Origin of the sequence: Pseudomonas sp. 02C 26 (genome assembly GCF_002843585.1) — a bacterium.
Classification (GTDB): Bacteria; Pseudomonadota; Gammaproteobacteria; order Pseudomonadales; family Pseudomonadaceae; genus Aquipseudomonas; species Aquipseudomonas shirazensis.
In genome coordinates this window covers 3608818-3630302 of sequence record NZ_CP025262.1, presented here as the reverse complement: position 1 = coordinate 3630302, position 21485 = coordinate 3608818, and the positions used below count along the sequence as shown (strand labels likewise).

Annotated in this window: 19 protein-coding genes and 4 tRNA genes; 19 read left to right on the top strand and 4 right to left on the bottom strand. The window is 62.8% G+C overall.

Annotation, left to right across the window (positions count from 1 at the left end):
* The first annotated feature begins 32 nt into the window (after positions 1-32).
* From CXQ80_RS16540 to CXQ80_RS16485, 12 genes are all read left to right on the top strand, one after another.
* The gene (locus CXQ80_RS16540; RefSeq protein WP_101321407.1) at positions 33-587 is read left to right on the top strand and encodes a CvpA family protein; all 555 of its coding nucleotides are present in this window, start codon (positions 33-35) and stop codon (positions 585-587) included.
* A 42-nt stretch (positions 588-629) separates the two neighbouring features.
* Positions 630-2135, top strand: coding sequence for an amidophosphoribosyltransferase (purF, locus tag CXQ80_RS16535; RefSeq protein WP_101321405.1), 1506 nt, complete (start codon positions 630-632; stop codon positions 2133-2135).
* Between the two features lie 14 nt (positions 2136-2149).
* Positions 2150-3361, top strand: a complete 1212-nt coding sequence (locus CXQ80_RS16530) for an O-succinylhomoserine sulfhydrylase (RefSeq protein WP_101321403.1) — start codon at positions 2150-2152, stop codon at positions 3359-3361.
* Positions 3358-4131, top strand: coding sequence for an SDR family oxidoreductase (locus tag CXQ80_RS16525; protein WP_101321401.1), 774 nt, complete (start codon positions 3358-3360; stop codon positions 4129-4131). Before CXQ80_RS16530 ends, CXQ80_RS16525 begins: the two co-directional genes overlap by 4 nt.
* Before the next feature lie 146 nt (positions 4132-4277).
* A tRNA-Val gene (locus tag CXQ80_RS16520) sits at positions 4278-4353 on the top strand.
* 78 nt (positions 4354-4431) lie between these two features.
* Positions 4432-4508 (top strand) — tRNA-Asp (locus CXQ80_RS16515).
* A gap of 96 nt (positions 4509-4604) precedes the next feature.
* Positions 4605-4681: transfer RNA gene (locus CXQ80_RS16510), tRNA-Asp, on the top strand.
* A 141-nt stretch (positions 4682-4822) separates the two neighbouring features.
* Positions 4823-4899, top strand: a tRNA-Asp gene (locus tag CXQ80_RS16505).
* Positions 4900-5298: 399 nt separating this feature from the next.
* The gene (locus CXQ80_RS16500) at positions 5299-7356 is read left to right on the top strand and encodes an ATP-binding cassette domain-containing protein (RefSeq protein WP_371918942.1); all 2058 of its coding nucleotides are present in this window, start codon (positions 5299-5301) and stop codon (positions 7354-7356) included.
* A gap of 14 nt (positions 7357-7370) precedes the next feature.
* Positions 7371-8420, top strand: a complete 1050-nt coding sequence (locus CXQ80_RS16495) for a glycine betaine ABC transporter substrate-binding protein (protein ID WP_371918882.1) — start codon at positions 7371-7373, stop codon at positions 8418-8420.
* Positions 8417-9319, top strand: coding sequence for a homocysteine S-methyltransferase family protein (locus CXQ80_RS16490; RefSeq protein WP_101321397.1), 903 nt, complete (start codon positions 8417-8419; stop codon positions 9317-9319). Before CXQ80_RS16495 ends, CXQ80_RS16490 begins: the two co-directional genes overlap by 4 nt.
* A gap of 152 nt (positions 9320-9471) precedes the next feature.
* A complete protein-coding gene (locus CXQ80_RS16485) occupies positions 9472-10332 on the top strand; it encodes a DUF2242 domain-containing protein (RefSeq protein ID WP_101321395.1) in 861 nt (286 codons plus the stop codon).
* A gap of 251 nt (positions 10333-10583) precedes the next feature.
* Here the strand turns inward: CXQ80_RS16485 and CXQ80_RS16480 are convergent, their stop codons facing one another.
* Together CXQ80_RS16480 and CXQ80_RS16475 are read right to left on the bottom strand one after the other, a co-directional pair.
* Positions 10584-11624, bottom strand: coding sequence for an AraC family transcriptional regulator (locus tag CXQ80_RS16480; protein ID WP_101321393.1), 1041 nt, complete (start codon positions 11622-11624; stop codon positions 10584-10586).
* Between the two features lie 4 nt (positions 11625-11628).
* Positions 11629-12747 carry a nitrilase-related carbon-nitrogen hydrolase gene (locus tag CXQ80_RS16475; RefSeq protein WP_101323078.1) on the bottom strand — a complete coding sequence of 373 codons (1119 nt, stop codon included), beginning with the start codon at positions 12745-12747 and terminating at the stop codon, positions 11629-11631.
* A gap of 191 nt (positions 12748-12938) precedes the next feature.
* On the opposite strand from CXQ80_RS16475, the gene CXQ80_RS16470 reads away from it, so the two are divergent.
* On the top strand, positions 12939-14966 hold the full coding sequence (locus tag CXQ80_RS16470) for an NADPH-dependent 2,4-dienoyl-CoA reductase (RefSeq protein ID WP_101321391.1): 2028 nt from the start codon (positions 12939-12941) through the stop codon (positions 14964-14966).
* Positions 14967-15020: 54 nt separating this feature from the next.
* Complete coding sequence (locus CXQ80_RS16465) at positions 15021-15920, top strand: 1-aminocyclopropane-1-carboxylate deaminase/D-cysteine desulfhydrase (RefSeq protein ID WP_101321389.1); 900 nt, start codon at positions 15021-15023, stop codon at positions 15918-15920.
* On the opposite strand, the gene CXQ80_RS16460 is transcribed toward CXQ80_RS16465, so the two are convergent.
* Positions 15911-16456: a cytochrome b gene (locus CXQ80_RS16460; protein WP_101321387.1), complete on the bottom strand. Its 546-nt coding sequence runs from the start codon at positions 16454-16456 to the stop codon at positions 15911-15913. The genes CXQ80_RS16465 and CXQ80_RS16460 overlap by 10 nt on opposite strands.
* A 147-nt stretch (positions 16457-16603) precedes the next feature.
* Positions 16604-17593: a DUF1853 family protein gene (locus CXQ80_RS16455; RefSeq protein WP_101321385.1), complete on the bottom strand. Its 990-nt coding sequence runs from the start codon at positions 17591-17593 to the stop codon at positions 16604-16606.
* 56 nt (positions 17594-17649) lie between these two features.
* Between CXQ80_RS16455 and CXQ80_RS16450 the strand changes: the two genes are divergently transcribed.
* From CXQ80_RS16450 to CXQ80_RS16430, 5 genes are read left to right on the top strand one after another with little or no spacing between them, the layout of a single operon-like run.
* Entirely contained in the window at positions 17650-18540 is an 891-nt protein-coding gene (locus tag CXQ80_RS16450) for an NAD(+) kinase (protein WP_101321383.1), read from the top strand.
* A complete protein-coding gene (locus tag CXQ80_RS16445; protein WP_101321381.1) occupies positions 18540-19511 on the top strand; it encodes a metallophosphoesterase in 972 nt (323 codons plus the stop codon). Before CXQ80_RS16450 ends, CXQ80_RS16445 begins: the two co-directional genes overlap by 1 nt.
* Positions 19508-20380, top strand: coding sequence for a rhomboid family intramembrane serine protease (locus CXQ80_RS16440; protein ID WP_101321379.1), 873 nt, complete (start codon positions 19508-19510; stop codon positions 20378-20380). The genes CXQ80_RS16445 and CXQ80_RS16440 overlap by 4 nt, the downstream gene beginning before the upstream one ends.
* A 13-nt stretch (positions 20381-20393) precedes the next feature.
* Positions 20394-20654 (top strand): YeaC family protein, encoded by a 261-nt coding sequence (locus CXQ80_RS16435; RefSeq protein WP_101321377.1) that lies wholly within the window; start codon positions 20394-20396, stop codon positions 20652-20654.
* Entirely contained in the window at positions 20651-21481 is an 831-nt protein-coding gene (locus CXQ80_RS16430; RefSeq protein ID WP_101321375.1) for a DUF2797 domain-containing protein, read from the top strand. Before CXQ80_RS16435 ends, CXQ80_RS16430 begins: the two co-directional genes overlap by 4 nt.
* Positions 21482-21485: the final 4 nt, after the last annotated feature.

Here is a 21485-nt window from a genome sequence, read left to right as displayed (position 1 = left end):
ATGCGCCGCCTCAAACGTATGCAGGCGGCACCGTGGCATTTACCTGGGTTGATTGGGCGATCATCGCTGTTATCGCCGTCTCCACATTGATCAGTTTGACACGCGGCTTCGTCAAGGAAGCCCTGTCGCTGGTCATCTGGATTACCGCGGGTGCGGTTGCCTGGATGTTCGGCGGCTCGTTGGCGCAGTACCTGGAAAGCTACATCCAGACGCCTTCGGCACGGGTCATCGCCGGCTGTACCATTCTTTTTGTCGCCACGCTGATTGTCGGGGCGATGCTCAATTTCCTGATAGGCGAGCTGATCCGCGTGACCGGGCTGTCCGGCACCGATCGCTTTCTGGGCATGGCCTTCGGCGCCGCCCGTGGAGCCCTTTTGGTTGTCGTGGCAGTCGGTCTGCTCAGCCTTGGCCCTGTACAACAGGACCCATGGTGGCAAGAGTCGCGCCTGATACCTCAATTTCTATTGGTCGCTGACTGGTCGAAAAACCTTATCCTGGGTTTCACCAGCCAGTGGATGTCCAGTGGGATCAGCGCACCTGCTGATCTTCCGTTCAAGGAACAGTTGCTGGGGCCATCGCGGCCTTGAGCGCTATTCACTCAAGTTTCATCAAAGTAGGGGTTGCGTCGCATGTGTGGCATCACCGGTATTGTCGGTAAGTCGAACGTCAATCAGGCGCTGTATGATGCGCTTACGGTCCTCCAGCACCGCGGCCAGGATGCTGCCGGTATCGTCACCAGCCATGACGGCCGGTTATTCCTGCGCAAGGACAATGGCCTGGTGCGCGACGTATTCCAGCAGCGGCACATGCAGCGCCTGGTCGGCCACATGGGCATTGGCCACGTGCGCTACCCGACTGCGGGCAGCTCGACCTCGGCCGAGGCCCAGCCGTTCTACGTCAACTCGCCGTACGGCATCACCTTGGCCCACAACGGCAACTTGACCAACGTCGAGCAGTTGGCCAAGGAGATCTACGAGTCCGATCTGCGCCACGTCAACACCAACTCCGATTCGGAAGTGCTGCTCAACGTGTTCGCCCACGAGCTGGCCGTGCGCGGCAAGCTGCAGCCTACCGAAGAAGACGTGTTCGCGGCGGTCTCCCACGTGCACAGCCGTTGTGTTGGTGGTTACGCGGTAGTAGCGATGATCACCGGCTACGGCATCGTCGGCTTCCGTGACCCCAACGGCATTCGCCCGGTGGTGTTCGGCCAGCGTCACACCGACGAGGGCGTGGAGTACATGATCGCCTCCGAAAGCGTCGCCCTCGACGTGCTCGGCTTCACCCTGATCCGTGACCTGGCACCGGGCGAAGCGGTGTACATCACCGAGGAAGGCCAGCTGCACACCAAGCAGTGCGCGCATAACCCAATGCTCAAGCCGTGCATCTTCGAGCACGTCTACCTGGCGCGTCCTGACTCGATCATGGATGGCGTCTCGGTGTACAAGGCGCGGCTGCGCATGGGCGAGAAACTCGCCGACAAGATCATGCGCGAGCGTCCTGAGCATGACATCGACGTGGTTATCCCGATTCCGGACACCAGCCGTACCGCAGCGCTGGAGCTGGCCAATCGTCTGGGCGTGAAGTTCCGCGAAGGCTTCGTCAAGAACCGCTACATCGGTCGTACCTTCATCATGCCCGGCCAGGCCGCGCGCAAGAAGTCGGTGCGCCAGAAGCTCAACGCCATCGAGCTGGAATTCCGCGGCAAGAACGTGATGCTCGTCGACGACTCGATCGTGCGCGGTACCACCTGCAAGCAGATCATCCAGATGGCCCGCGAGGCCGGCGCGAAAAACGTCTACTTCTGTTCCGCTGCCCCGGCAGTGCGTTACCCCAACGTCTACGGCATCGACATGCCGAGTGTCCACGAACTGATCGCCCACAACCGTACCACCGACCAGGTGGCCGAGTTGATCGGCGCCGACTGGCTGATTTATCAGGACTTGCCAGACCTGATCGATTCGGTCGGTGGCGGCAAGATCAAGATCGAGCATTTCGATTGCGCAGTGTTCGACGGTGAATACGTCACCGGCGACATCGACGACGCCTACCTGGACCGTATCGAGCAAAATCGCAACGATGCGGCGAAGGTCAAGACTCAGGCTGTCAGCGCGATCATCGACCTCTACAACAACTGATTGGGAGTGACGGCATGACGGATCAATGGGATGCCGGGCGACTGGACAGCGACCTCGAGGGTGTCGCTTTCGACACCCTGGCGGTGCGCGCCGGTCAATACCGCACGCCGGAGGCTGAGCACAGCGACGCGCTGTTCTTCACCTCCAGCTACGTGTTCCGCACGGCTGCCGATGCAGCTGCGCGGTTTGCTGGTGAAACACCGGGCAACGTCTATTCGCGCTATACCAACCCGACCGTGCGCGCCTTTGAAGAGCGTCTGGCGGCCCTGGAAGGCGCCGAACAGGCAGTCGGCACCTCTACCGGCATGTCGGCGATCCTGTCGACGGTGATGGCGCTGTGCAGCGCCGGTGATCATGTGCTGGTCTCGCAAAGCGTGTTCGGCTCGACCATCAGCCTGTTCGAGAAGTACTTCAAGCGCTTTGGCGTCGAGGTGGACTACGTGCCACTGGCCGAGCTCAGCGGTTGGGAGCAGGGCATCAAGGCCAACACCAAGCTGCTGTTCGTCGAGTCGCCGTCCAACCCGCTGGCCGAGCTGGTCGATATCGCCGCGCTGGCCGAGATCGCCCATGCCCGCGGCGCGCTGCTGGTGGTCGACAACTGCTTCAGCACCCCAGCGCTGCAGCAACCGCTGAAGCTGGGTGCCGACATCGTCGTGCATTCGGCAACCAAGTTCATCGATGGCCAAGGCCGTTGCATGGGCGGTGCGGTGGCCGGGCGTAGTGAGCAGATGAAAGAAGTGGTGGGCTTTCTGCGTACCGCAGGGCCTACCCTCAGCCCGTTCAACGCCTGGGTCTTCCTCAAAGGCCTGGAGACGCTCAAGCTGCGTATGCGCGCCCATTGCGAGAGTGCCAAGGCGCTGGCGCAGTGGCTTGAGCAGCAGGATGGGGTAGAGAAAGTCCACTACGCTGGCCTCGCCAGCCACCCGCAGCACGAACTGGCCAAACGGCAGATGAGTGACTTCGGTGCGGTGGTGAGCTTTGAGGTCAGAGGCGGCAAAGACGGCGCCTGGCGCTTCATCGATGCCACCCGTTTGCTCTCGATCACGGCCAACCTGGGTGACAGCAAGACCACCATCACCCACCCGGCGACCACTTCCCACGGCCGTCTGTCGCCGCAGGAGCGTGAGGCGGCGGGTATCCGTGACAGCCTGATCCGCATTGCGGTTGGCCTGGAAGACGTTGCTGACCTCCAAGCCGACCTGGCGCGTGGGCTGGCAGCGCTGTGATCGACTGGAAGGGCGGCGAGCCCGACCATAACGGTCGGGTCGCCCTGGTTACCGGTGCCGCCCGCGGCATCGGCCTGGGCATTGCCGCCTGGCTGATCTGTGAGGGCTGGCAAGTGGTCCTCAGCGACCTTGACCGCCCGCGCGGTGCCAAGGTGGCCAAGGCCCTGGGCGACAATGCCTGGTTCATCACCATGGACGTTGCCGATGAAGCCCAGGTCAGTGCCGGGGTGTCCGAGGTGCTTGGCCAATTTGGTCGCCTCGATGCGCTGGTGTGCAACGCCGCCATCGCCAACCCGCACAACCATACCCTCGAGAGTTTGAGCCTGAGCCAGTGGAACCGGGTGCTGGCGGTCAATCTGAATGGCCCGATGCTGCTGGCCAAGCACTGTGCGCCGTATCTACGTGCCCATGGCGGCGCCATCGTCAACTTGACCTCGACCCGTGCACGCCAATCCGAGCCTGATACCGAGGCTTATGCAGCGAGCAAGGGCGGGCTGCTGGCGCTGACCCACGCCCTGGCCATGAGCCTGGGCCCGGAGATTCGCGTCAATGCGGTGAGCCCGGGCTGGATCGACGCACGTGACCCGTCCCAGCGCAGGGCTGAGCCGTTGACCGATGCCGACCACGCCCAGCATCCGACCGGCAGGGTAGGGACAGTGGAAGACGTCGCTGCGCTGGTGGCGTGGTTACTGTCGCGTCAGGCCGGGTTCGTTACCGGCCAGGAATTTGTAGTGGACGGCGGCATGAGCCGGAAGATGATCTATACCTGATCCGTTTTGCCCTTTTTGAAAAAAATTCAATGGGGGTATTGACTTAGCATCGGTACCTGCGTAAATTTCGCGGCCTCAGCGAAGTAAACGTAACAAGCAAGACTAGGTGCTACTAAGTAGGGCTAGGCAACACTTGAAGCGAATATGGGTGATTAGCTCAGCCGGGAGAGCATCTGCCTTACAAGCAGAGGGTCGGCGGTTCGATCCCGTCATCACCCACCACTTTCTGAGATGTTCCTGACTGGTAAGCTTCGCAAGAAGCAAATCGGTAGAGAGGAACCGGACGCAAGTCCACTATGCGCAGCGGTAGTTCAGTCGGTTAGAATACCGGCCTGTCACGCCGGGGGTCGCGGGTTCGAGTCCCGTCCGCTGCGCCACTTTTCTCCAGATGGGTGCTTGTCACCGGTCTGAGGTTCAAAGGCCAAGCCTTTGTGCCAGACCCAGTTTCAATCGGGCGCAAGCCTGAACGATACGCAGCGGTAGTTCAGTCGGTTAGAATACCGGCCTGTCACGCCGGGGGTCGCGGGTTCGAGTCCCGTCCGCTGCGCCATCTTCGCCTCGAGGCCCTTTGAACGCCTTGAAGCAACACAAAAGAAGCGATCACGTTATCGCTTTTTTTGTGCCTGAACCGCCAGCACAGGTTGCTGTAGGTCAGATCCCAGTTTCAAACAGGCGCAGGCCTGAATGATACGCAGCGGTAGTTCAGTCGGTTAGAATACCGGCCTGTCACGCCGGGGGTCGCGGGTTCGAGTCCCGTCCGCTGCGCCATCTTCGCTTCGAGGCCCCTTGAACGCCTTGAAGCACACAGAGAAAGCGACCTTCGGGTCGCTTTTTTTGTTTCCAGCAGTTATCCCTCTTCATCGACGGTATCCACTCAGCGATAGAACTGTGACGCTTGCTCAGGCGTGCCTGCGTGCTGAAGCATGTAGACGCTCCTCGTGACTACGACGCACACGACTAAGCTAATTCTAAAAAAGTATTTATTTTGCTTTTTTAAGATCGTTTAGCTTTAACCCAACCCCAACGCCTTGCTTTCCAGTCAGGCGTTGTCCAGGCGTCGGGCTGAAGCAATATCCCACTGACGCCCGCTTTTTTTTCGTCAGCCTGTGAGCCGGTTTTGGCCCAGCTGATCTGTCGGGAGTCGTCGTGACAGTCATCCAATCGCCGCTGGCGCCAGTGTATGAGTCAGAGCTTGATCTCAATGTTTCCGAGCAGGACGACGGCGACGTGGTGCTTGAACTTCGCTCGGTGACCAAGCGCTACTTGCGTGGCAAGGGCACGCCATCGCTGCCTGCGGTCAATGACGTCAGTCTCAAGGTGCGCCGCGGTGAGGTCCTGTGCCTGATGGGCACCTCTGGCAGCGGAAAATCGACCCTGCTGCGTCACATCAACCGTCTGATCAAGCCGAGCCAAGGTGAAGTGCTCATCGACGGCCAGGCCCTCAGTGGCTTGAGCAACAGCGCGCTGCGGGTACTCAGGTCACGACGCATCGGCATGGTGTTCCAGCACTTTGGTCTCCTGCCCCATCGCACCGTGCTCGACAATGTCGCATTGCCGCTGGAGTTGAGCGGTGAAGCCGAGGGCGCTCGGCACGCGGCAGCTGCCGTGCAGCTCAAAGCGGTCGGGCTTGAGGGCTGGGGCGAGCATTATCCGCATGAGCTTTCCGGAGGTATGCAACAGCGGGTTGGTCTGGCCAGGGCGCTGGTGTCGGAGCCGGACATCCTGTTGATGGACGAGCCGTTCAGCGCGTTGGACCCCACTATTCGCCGAGACCTGCAGCTGCACTTTATGAGCCTGGTCCGTGAGCGTGGCATCACCACCTTGCTGGTGACCCATGATCCTGCTGAGGCGTTGCGACTGGCCGACCGTATAGCAGTCATGCGCGGCGGGCGACTGGTGCAATTGGCCGCACCGCAGACGTTGCTCGAGCAGCCGGCTGACAGCGAAGTGGCGGATTTCTTCCGCGACTGCCAGCCCGCTTCGACCCCGCCGGCTGCGGCGAGCAGGTCAACCCAGACCGCCTTGCCAGCAGAGCGCCGGGCGCAGCCGGGCAGCACCGCCTTGCCTTGGTGGCAAGCAGCGCTGCTGGGGCCAGCCGCGTTAGCGGCGCGAGGCAAAGGCGCAGCCTTCTGGGGCACGTTTGGGGTCGAGCTAGCCGCGCTGGTCGGGCTGGCACAGTCGACTGCCGGGTGGCTGAGCATTCTCGCGCTGCTGGCACTGCTGGCAAGCCGCCTGACTGCGGTCAGGCTGAGCCGTCATGCGGGTGCAAGCGAAGGTACTGGCTGGCTACTGCCGCTGGCCTTGGTGGTTGTCTGCCAGGCGCTGGTGCTATGGCGTGTGGCCGCACCAGAGCCAAGCCACGCGTTGCTGCAGTTTCCGGTCAACCGCCAGTTGCTGCTGGTAACCGCACAAGCGATCGACGACTTTATCGGTTGGTCGCAGGTCACCTTTGAGGGTGCATTCGTTGGTGTGATCGTGGCCGTGCGCACGGTGATCGAGGGTGTCGAAAACCTGTTGGGCTGGTTGCCATGGCCAGTTGCGGCACTGACGCTGGTGTACCTTGCCTGGCGCTCGGCTGGCTGGGGGCTGGCGTTCACCAGCGCCGCCGCCTTGGCGTATATCGGCGTGTTCGGCTTCTGGGACCACACCATTGCCACGCTGGCGCTGGTCGGCTCCTCGGTGCTGATTGCCCTGGTCATCGGCGTCCCCAGCGGGATCTTGTTGGCTAAACGGCCACTGCTGCGGCGGCTGATGACACCGTTGCTGGATGTCATGCAGACCTTGCCGACGTTTGTCTATCTGATCCCTGCCGTGGCGTTTTTTTCGGTCGGCAAGACGCCTGCGGTGATTGCTACCGTGATTTTTGCGCTGGCGCCGATGATTCGCCTGACCTCGCTGGGCATTCAGGAAGTACCCAAGGATGCCCTCGAAGCCGCCGTCGCCCATGGCGCCAGCCCCTGGCAGACGCTGTGCAAGGTGGAGCTGCCGCTGGCTCGGCGTTCGCTGCTGCTGGGGATAAATCAAACCATTGTCATGAGCCTGTCGATGGTGGTGGTCGCTGCCTTGATCGGCGCCGGCGGCCTGGGTTACGACGTCATGACTGCGCTGCGCAACATCAAAGGCGGCGAGGGCGTGCTTGCGGGTATCGCGATTGTCGTGTGCGCGCTGATCCCTGATCGGATCATTCAATCGAGCCTGCGCAAGCAAGGCCAACTCTACCAGTGAAAGTGAGACTTACCGTGAACCCATCTTTATCGCGTAGCCTCGGCGCACTGGCTGTACTGGCCGCCGTTATCGGTTCGAACACGGCGTTGGCCAAGGACAAGATCGTCATTGGCGAACAGAACTGGACTGGCGCAGTCGCCATTCAGTACATCCTCGGTGAAGTGCTGCAGAGCCGCCTCGACGCCGACGTCTCCTACCTGGCGGGGGACGTCCCGGTGCTGCTCAGCGCAGCGTCGAAAGGCGATGGTTCGGTAGACGTGCTGACCGACATCTGGATGCCCAACCAATCCGCTGCCTGGGCGAAATATGTCAGCGGTGCCAACCCTTCGCTGTTTCCGAACAAACAGCCGTACACCGGCGAGCAAGGCTTTTACATCCCCGGCTATCTGCAGGACAAATACGGGGTGAAATCCGTGTATGACCTGAAGAAGCCGGAAGTCGCCGAGCTCTTCCAGCCACCGGGCGGCGGCAAGGCCCAGTTGCTGGTCGGGCCGGCGGGCTGGGAGTCAACCTACATCGGTGAGATCAAGGCCAAGGATTACCAGTTTGCCGATAAATTCGAGTCGATCTCTACTGAGGCAGCCGTCACCTATTCCAGGCTGGCGGCAGCTTACAAGGCAGGGCGAGGCGTGGTGTTCTATGCCTATACCCCGGACTGGATATTCTCCGCCTTCGACCTGCGCCGATTGCAGGAGCCGGCATTCGATGGGTATGCCCAGGACAACAAGAAGGGGGATCCGTTGTACAAGGCTGACGGCTGCTGGAAGTTCATCAGCCCTACAGTTGACCCTGACTGGCTCAACAAAAGCCAGATCACTTGCGCGTACCCGGATGCCAAGGTTTACGTGTTGTCGTCGGTCGCCCTGCAAAAGCGTGCACCGAAAATTGCCGCGTTTTTGCAAAACGTCGCTATCGAACCTGCGCAGCTCAATGACCTGATCCTCAAGATCGAAAAGGAAAAGCAGCCGGCTGAAATTGCAGCCAAGGCGTGGGTCCAGGCCAACCCTGCCATCATTGCTCGTTGGCTGGGCGAGCCTCAGCAGACCGTGAGTGCCAACCAATGAGTGCAGCCACTGTTCGTTTGTTGGATGGCGGCATGGGCCGTGAGCTGCAGCGCATCGGCGCACCGTTCAGGCAGCCGGAGTGGTCGGCGCTGGCATTGATTGAAGCGCCCGAGTTCGTGCTGCAGGCGCATCGCTCGTTTATCGCCGCTGGCGCCAGGATCATCAGCACCAACAGCTATGCCGTGGTGCCGTTTCACCTTGGTGAAGAGCGCTTTGCCGAGCATGCTCTGACGTTGGCCGAGAGGGCAGGGCGCCTTGCCCGCAAGGCTGCCGATGAGTCTCCCGCGCCAGTCACGGTGGCTGGCTCATTGCCGCCGGCGCTGGGATCTTACCGCCCGGATTTGTTCGATCATGCACGCAGTGTCGCCATTCACCGGCAACTGATTGCTGGCTTGCGCGAGCGGGTTGATGTCTGGCTGGCGGAAACACAAAGCTCTGTCGCCGAAGCTCGCGCCGTGGCCGAGGCACTGGGTGCGCAGCCGAAGCCACTGTGGTTGTCCTTTACCTTGCTGGACGAGGTCGCCGGGGCCCCGCGCTTGCGCTCAGGTGAGGCGGTGGCTGAGGCCGTGCGTGTGGCGGCGGAGCTGGGCGCGGCCGTGGTGTTGTTCAACTGCAGCCAGCCAGAGGTGATGGCTGCGGCTTTGCATGAAGCGCGCGTGGTCATCCAGCGCCTCGGTCAGCCCATCGAGCTTGGGGTGTATGCCAATGCGTTTCCTCCAGTCAGCGCGGCGGCCAAGGCCAATAGTACCTTGCTCGAGATTCGTGATGATCTGACCCCTCAGGCATATCTGCAGTGGGCAAGTAGCTGGGTGGCCGCTGGCGCCAGCATCGTTGGCGGTTGCTGCGGGATCGGGCCGGAGCACATCGAGCGGTTGCATACACACCTGTCGGCAGGGTGATCGCGTCTTGCTATCTTGCTCACAGTGCCCCTATCACCGTGTTGAGGCAGCCCAGCTTTAGCCAAAGCTGACAGCCTCTTCACAGATCAACGGTTTAAGTCAGCGGGTATGTGTTGCACAATAGGCGCCATTCGACCAATCCGGTATTCATGATGTCCAGATCATCCGTCTTCGGTGCGCTCGGGCTGGCCCTTGTGCTGGCGGGCGTATCCGGTTGCTCCTCGAAAAAACCTGCGGTCTACGAGCACGAGAGCTTCGATGACTCGGGCACCTACTCGCGCAGCTTCCCGGTCAGCGACGCCGGCTCCTGCGAAGCGGCCCGGCGCGCGTTGCTCAGCCAGGGCTATATAATCACCAGCACGGGCGACAACCAGATCGCCGGCAACAAGAGCTTTCAGCAGAACAGCGACAACCATCTGCAGATCAGCTTCAGCGTCACCTGTGCGCCCGACAGCAGCGATGACCAGCGTTCGACGATGTTCGCCAACGCCCTGCAGGATCGCTACGCGCTGAAAAAGTCCAATACCTCGGCCAGCCTTGGTGTAGGGATTCTTGGTTCGGTGTCGATGCCAATCGGCTCGAGCGATGATTCGATGGTCAAGGTGGCCAGCGAAACCGTCACGGCGCCGCAGTTCTATGAGCGCTACTTCGCGCTGGTCGAGAGCTTCCTGCCCAAGCCCAAACCGAAGAAGGCGAAAAAGGCTGAAGCCAAGGTCGAGGCGCCGAAGGCTGAACAGCCAGCGCCAGATCTGGGCCTGCCGGAGCAAGCGCCAGCGCCGGCTGCATTGGCTCCGGCTGCAGCGGTCGCGCCGGCAGCGGCCCCAGCGGCCCCAGCGGCTCCCGAAGCACCTGTAGTCGCCCCAGCGGCCGTTGCTCCCGTCAGCGAGGCACCTGCCGCGCCGGTGGTAGACGACAGCCGCGGCTCGCAGCCGATCGCGCCACCCAACGAGGCTTCGCCGATCCAGGTGCAGCAGGAGGCTCCGGCCAGCGAGGCTGCTCCAGCCTCGATGTAAATGGCCTCTGCAAGGCCTCGATCGGCCTTGCAGTTTGTTGTTACAGCTTGCCAGGCTAATCATTCGAACCCCTGCTACGTTTATCACTCATAAGCTTGTCATTAATGCGTCATGCGCCCGCTTTAGCGTGGCGACATGAGCCAACATCATGAGTGAAGAGGAAGCAGGGCGATGGACGACTATCAGGAAGAGCTGCTCGAATATCAGGCCTATGAACTGGACGCCCCCGAACCAGACGACGCCACCGAGCTCTAACCGGTGCGCCGTTGATTACGCCGGAACTCCCCCGGCGTAAGCCCGGTCCAGCGCTTGAACGCACGTTGAAAGGCTTCTGCTGAAGCAAACCCCAACAGATAGGCAATCTCGCCGAAGGCCAGCTCCGTGTCGCGGATGTAGGTCTCGGCCAGATCCTGGCGGGTGTCGTTTAGCAGGCTGCGAAAGCGCGTGCCTTCTTCGGCAAGTTTGCGGCGCAGGGTCCAGGTCGGCAATTGCAAATGGCGGGCGACTTCCTCCAGGTCAGGCTCGCGCCCGCCGTTAAGCAGCGGCCCGAGCAGATGCGTGATGCGCTCGCCAAGGCTGCGTACACGGGTGTGCTGGGCGAGCTCCACTTCACATAGCTGGAGCAGCTGCTGCCAGGTGCTGGGGCAGTGCTGCGGGTTGGCCTGCTCAAGCGTGGCCCGGCTCAGGCGCAGCTGATTACCTTCGGCCGCGAAGTGTATCGGCGTGGCACAAAGTGCCTGATAGCCCGCTGCGTAGCTTGGCGCTGCAAATTCGATCTCCATTCGCTCTGCCTGCACCGGCTGCCCCGCCAGCTGGCCTAACTGCGCAAGCCAGCCCGACAGCAGCGAGTCGACCACGAAACGGTTGTAGTCGTTGTAGGGGCTGATCGAATAGAAGCGCAGCCAGGCGCCTTGCGTGTCTTCGACAAACACCGAGCTGCCGCGGTAGTTGGCCGCATAGAGCGGCTCAAAGCGCAGCAAGGTGCGGGCAGCTTCGCCGAGCGTCGGTGCTTGAGCTGCGGTGACTCCGGCCAAACCTGTCTGTGCCAGTCGGCTCAGGCAGCCCATGCGCAGGCCCAACGCTGGCTCGCCGCTGAGCTTGATTGCTGCATGGCCCAGGTGCATGTAGCGCGGTATCGACAAGCGCGCGCCGGGCTGGGCCAGGCGGCTGCTAGTCAGGCCGTAACGCTCGAGCAACGGCGTAGGGTCATGCCCCAGCTGTTGCAGGGCCTCGGCCAGAGGCTGGACGAACCCTACAGTCAATTCACCGAGGCGCACACGCGGCCTGGGCATGGCCTTACAACCACACGTTTAGCAGGCGGGCGCCATGCTGCGAGGTGCCGGCCAACTGGCCGCCAGCGTGGTTGGCAAAGCCTTGACCGTCAGCGCCAAGTTCCCAGAATTGGCCACGCATGAACACGCTGATGCTGGTCAGGCCGGGATTGGCGGCCAGGGTCAGTTGCCGCCAGGCCTGTTGTTCGCTGACTTGACCACGCTGCAGTGGCAGCTCGGCGGCGGCATCCTGATGGCGATTACCGCGCCAGGGGGCGTCCCAGCTGTGCTTGCCACTGAGAAATACCGGGTTGGCGATCAGCTGTGCGGACTGCTGCGCCAGCTGCTGATAATTTTCCGGGTACCAGCTGTCACTGCCGATCAACACGCCAAGGCGTCCAGCTGGGGTCGAAACGACGTGCAGGGGCTGCTCGCGACCGTCCTGAATGTACCGGCGTACTTCGCTGTCGGCAAACTGCTGGCGTTGCGGCTGACCGAGCACACTGCCATCGCCGGCGAATACCAAGCTGCTGTTGAACAGTGGGCCGCTGCCGGCGTGCAGCACGCCGTTCTCCACATAGGGCGCGGGCAAGACAATCGAGCCGGCCACCAGGGTCACGCCAAATTCCTTTGCCAGGCCGCTGAACAGAGCCTGATAGTCGGCGGCCATCTGCGCCGCCTTCATGCGCAGATGCGCATCGGCGCGGCGGTCGTCCCCGGTCGCCCAAAGCATTGCCAGGCCGTAGCGCAGCGGGTTACTCAGCTCAAGCCATTGCTCGGCCTCGCGCCGCTGGGTCACTTGATACAGCTCGTTTTTTTCACCCCGCGCCCACAGCCAGGTGCCGATGTGCTCAGGCAACACCACCACCGTGCGCGGATTCACCAGCCCCTGTTCCCGGGCCTGCTCAAGGTAAGCGGCAAGCTTGAGGCGCAGCCGTTGCAGGTTTTGATAGTCGCTGGGGTAGAGCAGCGGCTCGATGCCGAGCAGGTTGCCGCGCTCGCCAGGGCTACCCTGATTGAGCGCCAGCTCGATACGCAGGTCAGACAGGTAGTGGCCTTCAGGGCGCTGTTGCGTCCAGAAACCATAGCCACACAACGCGGCGATCATTACCAGCGCCAGGGCGCTTGCGAGAAGTTTGCGCATGAACCGCTGCGGCACCATCGAATGTAAGGAGCCCTAGGGTAGACCTGCTGTGCAGCAGGATCAATAAGTTGTCAGTTTCGATCATTGAGCCGGTTCAAACGGCTGTTTAATGTCGAGGGCAGATAACCGACGGGCCCCGCATCCCAGCGAGGCGCCTGCATCCCGTGATTTTGCCCATGTGGAGTTGCTCCATGGCTTACCCGAACCTGCTGGCCCCGCTTGACCTTGGCTTCACCACTTTGCGCAACCGCACCCTGATGGGCTCCATGCACACCGGCCTGGAAGAGCGCCCAGGCGGCTTCGAGCGCATGGCAGTGTACTTCGCCGAGCGAGCACGCGGTGGTGTTGGCCTGATGGTCACGGGTGGCATTGCGCCAAACGATGAGGGTGGCGTGTACTCCGGTGCTGCCAAGCTGAGCACCGCTGAAGAAGCCGACCAGCACCGTATCGTCACCGAGGCGGTGCACGCCGCTGGGGGCAAGATCTGCCTGCAGATCCTCCACGCCGGCCGTTACGCCTACAGCCCGCGCCAGGTGGCGCCGAGCGCGATTCAGGCGCCGATCAACCCGTTCAAGCCCAAGGAGCTGGACGAAGCCGGCATCGAGAAGCAGATCGCCGACTTCGTCAACTGTGCCGAACTGGCCCAGTGCGCGGGATATGACGGCGTCGAGATCATGGGATCGGAAGGCTACTTCATCAACCAGTTCCTCGCCGCTCACACCAACCACCGCACCGATCGCTGGGGTGGCAGCTACGCCAACCGCATGCGCCTGGCGGTCGAAATCGTCACCCGCGTGCGTGCGGCGGTGGGGCCGAACTTCATCATCATCTTCCGCCTGTCGATGCTCGACCTGATCGAAGGTGGCAGCGATTGGCAAGAGATCCTGCAGCTGGCCAAGGCCATCGAGCAGGCCGGGGCAACGCTGATCAATACCGGCATCGGCTGGCACGAAGCGCGCATTCCGACCATCGCCACCAAAGTACCGCGGGCGGCCTTCAGCAAGGTCACGGCCAAGCTGCGTGGGCACGTCAACATCCCATTGATCACCACCAACCGCATCAATACACCCGAAGTTGCCGAGGCCGTGCTGGCTGCCGGCGATGCCGACATGGTGTCGATGGCCCGGCCATTCCTGGCCGATCCAGAGTTCGTCAACAAGGCCGCAGCCGATCAGGCCGAGCAGATCAATACCTGCATCGGCTGCAACCAGGCCTGCCTTGATCACACCTTTGGCGGCAAGTTGACCAGTTGCCTGGTCAATCCGCGCGCCTGCCATGAAACCGAACTGAATTACCTGCCGGTGTCCCAGGCCAAGCGTATCGCGGTAGTGGGTGCTGGCCCGGCTGGCCTGGCTGCGGCGACTGTGGCCGGCGAGCGCGGCCATCAGGTCACCCTGTTTGACGCCGCTGGCGAAATCGGTGGCCAGTTCAACGTGGCCAAGCGCGTGCCGGGCAAGGAAGAGTTCTCCGAAACCCTGCGCTATTTCCGTAACAAGCTGCAGCTCACGGGCGTGGACGTGCGCCTGAATAGCCGAGTCAGCGCCGAGCAGCTGATTGCCGGCGGTTATGACGAGATCATCCTGGCCACCGGGATTGTCCCGCGCAACCCGGCTATCCCCGGCATCGAGCACGCCAAGGTGCTGAATTATCTGGATGTACTGTTGCAGCGCAAACCGGTCGGCCAGCGGGTTGCGGTGATCGGCGCGGGCGGCATCGGCTTTGATGTCTCCGAGTACCTGGTGCACCAGGGCGTGGCTACCAGCCTGGATCGCGACGCGTTCTGGAAAGAGTGGGGCATCGACACTGCGCTCGAAGCGCGTGGTGGCGTGGCCGGGATCAAGCCCGAGCCGCATGCGCCGGCGCGGCAGGTGTACCTTTTGCAGCGCAAGAAGACCAAGGTCGGCGACGGTCTGGGCAAGACTACCGGCTGGATTCACCGCACTGGCCTGAAAAACAAGCAGGTACAGATGCTCAACAGTGTCGAATACCTGCAGATCGACGACGCTGGTTTGCATGTACGCATTGCTGATGGCGAGCCGCAGTTGCTGGCAGTGGACAACGTAGTGATCTGTGCAGGCCAGGATCCACTGCGCGAACTGCAGGACGGGCTGGTCGCAGCGGGGCAGTCGGTGCACCTGATCGGCGGCGCCGATGTGGCCGCCGAGCTGGATGCCAAGCGCGCCATCAACCAAGGTTCGCGCTTGGCCGCCGAGCTGTAACGGCATGGGGTGGGGCTGCAGCGCGGCCCCGGCCCAAGCTGGTAGACTCGGCCGATGTCTGCCGAACTCTCCTGCCTGCCTCAGGCACCTCTACAACCGCTGTGCTTGCCCTGGACTCAGCGCGCTGAGGTCCAGCTCGCAGTGTTGCGTCTGGACCTGATCGACCCGCTGATCAGCGGCAACAAGTGGTTCAAGCTGCGCGACCATCTGGTCGAAGCCTGGCGGTGCAACGCGCCCGGCTTGATCAGCCTTGGCGGCAACCATTCCAACCATCTGCATGCACTGGCCGCTGCCGGCAAACGGTTTGGCTTTGCCACCGCCGGCCTGCTGCGTGGCCATGCGCAGGACACCCCGACCGTGCGCGACCTGCAAGCCTTGGGCATGCAACTGCACTGGCTCGGCTATGGCGGCTACCGGGCGCGACATGAGCCGCAGTTCTGGGCTGAGTGGCAAGCACGCTACCCCGGCTGGCAGTGCATCGCCGAGGGCGGTGGCGGCATGGCCGGCGCACAGGGTTGCCGATTGATCGTCGAGCAGGCACGCGAGCAGCTGCCGCAGCTGGGTTGGGATGACTACGATGGCTGGTGGCTGGCCGTCGGTACCGGCACCACCCTGGCGGGGCTGGTGCTCGCTGAGGCCGGTGCGCGCCCGGTGCACGGCGCCCTTGCGGTGCCGGCTGACCACGGCGTGGCGGCAACGGTGGCAGCGTTGGCGGGAGAGCAGGGCTACCAATTGCATGACGCTTGCCGTGGCGGCTTTGCGCGCATGGATGATGAGTTGCTGGCGTTTATCGCCGACAGCGAACAGCACAGTGGCCTGCCGCTGGAGGCGGTGTACACCGGCAAGGCCCTGCTGGCGCTGCGCGATGAGGTCGAGGCGGGGCGCTTCAGGCCCGGCAGCCGCCTGCTGTTCGTGCACACAGGCGGGCTGCAGGGCCGACGCGGTTACTTGTAGGGCAGCATGCGCACCAGGGTGTTATCGCGCTTGATGTAGTGATGGTAAAGCCCGGCCAGTGCATGCAGGCCAATCAGCCAGTAGCCCCAGCCGCCAACCCGCTCATGCCAGCCCTTGATGAATTTGGCAAAGTCCGAATCAGGCCCGGTCAGCGCGGGCAGCTCGAAGCCGTAGAACGGGATTGGCTTGTCGGCGGCGCTGAGGATCAACCAGCCCGCCAGCGGCATGCCGATCATCAGCAGGTACAGCAGCAGGTGCACCAGGTGCGCCAGGCCAGTCTGCCATGCCGGCGGCTTGGGCGTGATCGGCGGCGTCGGGTTGATCAGGCGCATGGCCAGGCGTAGCCAGACCAGTACGAACACGGTCAGGCCGAACATGAAGTGCAGGTCTTTCATCAGGTTGCGTTCGGCGCTGTCCTTGGGGAACAGGCCACGCAGTTCGATCAGGGCGTAGACGCTTGCCAGCAACACCAGCATCAGCCAGTGCAGGGCAATCGAGATCCGCGCGTAATGCGCCGGCGGGTTGGATGAAACCATGGTCACTCCTCACTTATCAGGTCGAAAAGGCGCTCTTGCTGGCGCGTATCGCTAACTCTAATCGATGGCTGACAGATTTCTTTGCTACAGGTCGAAGGCTGCGCAGATATTTGCGTGAATCTGTCGAAAACCTTGGCGGCCTGCTGCTCAGCTCGGCAAGTGCGGCCAGCTGTCCGCCACCAGAAACAACCGCTGCTGTTCCTCCCAGGCGCCGTCTTCGGCCTGCGTCAATCTGACCAGCAATTGCGCGGGTGCGAACGGGTCCAGCTGCATCAGCCATTGCTCGAACTGCGCTGGCGTCCAGCAGTCGCTGTCTGCAATACGCGCGGGCGCCAGCCAGTGCTGGCGCGTCAGGACCTGCCAGCGGCCCTCTGCCGCGCCGCTGCGGTAGCCGGGCCAGTCGTGCCGGTGCAGCCAGTCACCGCGTAAGTGCGCAGGTTCTGCGCCGGCTGGAGGATGGAATGCAAGCATGCCTGGGTAGAACAGATAGCCGCTCAGCCACAGATGCGCCTGGGGCTGATCCAGGCCAAGCTCCGCAAGCAGCGCCTGGCTCTCTGGGCGAGCAGAAATAGGCAGCTGATGACCGACAAGGTGGGCCAGTTTCAGATCGAGCCGATCCTGGCATCCCGGCCCCAACCAGTGCATCGAGCCTGGGCCAGCGCCATTGGCAGGGCCGAGGTAGAGCTTGATCGCCAATTCCAGATGATGCACACCGTCGCGGTCGCGCAGGAGGATATCCAGCTCGCCCAGAGTGCGGCCGCCTTGGCGGATCGGCAGATTGGCGCCGAGCAGTTCGACCCCGCTGGCGTGGTTCAAGGCGAACTGCCAGAGGGCCTCGTAATACAGGCCCAGGCGCCGGCTGGTCATCTTCATCAGCCAATCGCGCAGCGGCTGATCATCGCCATCCAGCGCCAGTAACCAGTCCTGCAGCTGCTGCGGGTCGGCAGCCCAGTCACTGGCGGTCAACGGGTTGCGCTGTGGTGCGGGCAAGTCGCGCATCAGCGGTGGCGACAGCAGCGCCCAGGCCAGATCGCGCACCGCAGGGCGGCGCAAACGGCGGGGCAGGTCGCGCAGCTCGGTGAGGGGCGTCATCCTGCGAGCATAGCCGGTTTGCCGCTGGACGGTCGTTTCGACCATAATCCGTCTATCGTTACCCGCTATCGTTACCCGCCGCACGGCCTTGCAGGAGCACCATGGAGCAATTTCGCAATATCGGTATCATCGGCCGCCTGGGCAGCTCACAGGTGCTCGACACCATTCGCCGACTGAAAACGTTCCTCCTTGATCGCCATATGCACGTGATCCTCGAGGACACGATTGCCGAAGTGCTGCCAGGGCATGGCCTGCAGACCTCGACCCGCAAGCTGCTCGGCGAGGTCTGTGACCTGGTCATCGTGGTCGGCGGCGATGGCAGCCTGCTCGGCGCCGCCCGCGCGCTGGCCCGGCACAATGTGCCGGTGCTCGGTATCAACCGCGGCAACCTGGGCTTTCTCACCGACATCCGCCCGGATGAGCTTGAGGTCAAGGTCGCCGAAGTGCTCGACGGCCACTATCTGGTGGAAAACCGCTTCTTGCTGCAGGCCGAAGTGCGCCGCCACGGTGAAGCCATTGGCCAGGGCGACGCGCTCAACGACGTGGTCCTGCACCCGGGCAAGTCGACGCGGATGATCGAGTTCGAAATCTACATTGACGGCCAGTTCGTCTGCAGCCAGAAGGCCGACGGCCTGATCGTCGCCACCCCCACCGGCTCGACCGCCTATGCGCTGTCGGCCGGCGGGCCGATTATGCACCCCAAGCTCGACGCCATCGTCATCGTGCCGATGTACCCGCACACCCTGTCGGGCCGGCCAATCGTGGTCGATGGCAACAGCGAGCTGAAGATCGTCGTCTCGCAGGACCTGCAGATCTATCCGCAAGTGTCCTGTGACGGCCAGAACCACTTCACCTGCGCCCCCGGCGATACCATCACGGTGAGCAAGAAGCCGCAGAAACTGCGCCTGATCCACCCGCTCGATCACAACTACTACGAAGTCTGCCGCACCAAGCTCGGCTGGGGCAGCCGCCTGGGGGGTGGGGGCGACTGATGCTCGATCCGGCGCGCAGTTTCGATATCATCGGCGACGTGCACGGGTGTGCACATACCCTCGAACGCCTGCTCGATACCCTCGGCTACAAGCGCGTGGGCGGGGTCTGGCGGCATCCACGGCGCCAGGCACTGTTCCTCGGCGATATCGTCGATCGCGGCCCGCGAATTCGCGAGGCGCTGCATATCGTCCACGACATGGTCGTGGCCGGTCAGGCGTTCTGCATCATGGGTAACCATGAGTACAACGCCTTGGCCTGGGTCACGCCGGCGCTGCCCGGCAGTGGCAAGGCATTTGTCCGTGAGCACACGCCGCGTAACGCGCGCCTGATCGACGAAACCCTGACCCAGTTCGCCCAGCACCCGGGCGACTGGCACGACTTCCTGGCCTGGTTCTACCAGCTGCCGCTGTTTGTCGATGCCGGGCGCTTCCGGCTGGTGCACGCCTGCTGGGACCCGAGCCTGATCGAGCAGTTGCGCCCGCAGTACCCAAGCGGCTGCATCGACGAGCACTTCATTCAGGCCTCGGGTGTGTCCGGCAGCTTTGCCTCGACCGTGTGCAATCGCCTCCTGCGCGGCACCGACATGCGCCTGCCGGATGGCCTCACCCTGACCGGTGGCGATGGCCTGACGCGGGCGTTCTTCCGCACCAAGTTCTGGGAAGAAGACCCGCAGACCTACGGCGACATCGTGTTCCAGCCCGATGCCTTGCCGGACGAGGTGGCCAGCGCGCCGCTCAGCCACACGCAGAAAAACGCCTTGCTGCGCTATGACGAAGCGCAACCGATGCTGTTCGTCGGCCATTACTGGCGCAGCGGTCGCCCGGCGCCGATCCGGCCCAATCTGGCCTGCCTGGATTACAGCGCCGTGCTCTACGGCAAACTGGCGGCCTATCGCCTGGATGACGAAACCGGCATCGACCCGCACAAGTTCGTCTGGGTCGATGTCGAGCGCCCACAGGACACTCAATGAATGTGATCGAAGTGCTGCGCCTGCCGTTGACCGTCGACCTCAGTGGTTTTGTCAGCCTGCTGCGCCGCCTGCAGGTGCCGCACCGGGTCAGCGAGGAGGGCGAAGAGCAGGTGCTGTGGGCGCCGCAGGCCTTGCTCGAGGATGTCCGCCAGCTGTATGAGCGCTACCCCGAAGGCAACGACCAGATTGAACTTCCGGCCGCGGCTCAGGCCAGCCTGCCCAGGCAACCGTCCCTGGCCCAGCAGGCCCGCGCGTGCAAGGTCACGGCTGGCGTACTGCTGCTGTGCGTGGTGGTGGCGGCAATCACCGGGCTGGGCGACAACCTGTCGACTCTGAGCTGGTTCACCTTTCTCGATTTTCGCGTGCAGGGTGAATATCTGTACTTCACCTCGCTGGCGCAAGGCCTGAGCGACGGTCAGTGGTGGCGCCTGATATCGCCAATGCTGCTGCACTTCGGCTTCCTCCACCTGGCCATGAATGGCATGTGGTACTGGGAGCTGGGCAAGCGCATCGAGCTGCGCCAGGGGCCTTGGTTGCTGCTGTTGCTGACGCTGCTGTTCAGCCTGATCTCCAACCTGGCCCAGCACCTGGTCGGCGGCCCGAGCCTGTTCGGCGGGCTGTCCGGCGTATTGTACGGCTTGCTCGGCTACGTCTGGCTGTACCAGTGGCTGGCACCCAACCCGCATTACCGCCTGCCCAAGGGCGTACTGGTGATGATGCTGATCTGGCTGGTGGTGTGCCTGACCGGCGTGGTCGGCCAGCTCGGCTTCGGCCAGATCGCCAATGCCGCGCATGTCGGTGGCCTGCTCATCGGATGCCTGACTGGGCTCTTGGGTGGCGCGCTGGCGCGGCGTAAACTGTCGGCTTGATTGAGGAGAGACAATGTCCACGTTCGCCCAAATGATTGAAAACATCACCCCCGAGATCTACCAGAGCCTCAAGCTTGCGGTCGAGCTGGGCAAATGGTCCGACGGGCGCAAGCTCACCGTCGAGCAGAAAGAGCTGTCGCTGCAGGCGGTCATCGCCTGGGAACTGCAGAACCTGCCGGAAGACCAGCGTACCGGTTACATGGGCCCGCAAGAGTGTGCCTCGAAGTCGGCGCCCATCGCCAATATTCTGTTCAAGTCGGACTCGGTACATTGATCGAACTCGCTCGTGGCTCTTTGAGCAAGATGTCGGTGCAGTTGCAGGCACCGGTTGTGCAATACAGCTTTCGCCTGGGTGATTCGCTGGTGCCGGTCAACCCGATGATCGGCAAGACCCTGCGTCTTGAATACCTCGGTGCCATCCACTGTAGCCACTGCGGCAAGCGCACCAAGACCAGCTACAGCCAGGGCTACTGCTACCCGTGCATGACCAAGCTGGCCCAGTGCGACCTGTGCATCATGGCTCCGGAACGTTGCCACTACGACGCCGGCACCTGCCGCGAGCCGTCCTGGGGCGAGCAGTTCTGCATGACCGATCACGTGGTCTACCTGGCCAACTCGTCGGGGGTCAAGGTCGGTATCACCCGCGCTACCCAACTGCCAACCCGCTGGCTCGATCAGGGCGCCATCCAGGCCCTGCCGATCATGCGCGTTTCCACTCGGCAGCAGTCGGGCCTGGTCGAGGATGTATTGCGCAGCCAGGTGCCAGACCGCACCAACTGGCGCAACCTGCTCAAGGGCGATGCCGAGGTGCTCGACCTGGCGGCGATTCGCGAGCAGATCTTCGAGGCCTGCGCCGACGGTATTCGCACCCTGCACGAACGTTTTGGCCTTCAAGCGATCCAGCCGCTGCCCGATGCCGAGGTGGTCGAGATCCGTTACCCGGTCGAGGCCTATCCGAAAAAGATCGTCAGCCTCAACCTGGACAAGACCCCGGTCATCGAAGGCACTCTGCTCGGGATCAAGGGCCAGTACCTGATCTTCGATACCGGCGTGATCAATATTCGTAAATACACGGCCTACCAGTTGGCCGTGCATCAGTAAAAGG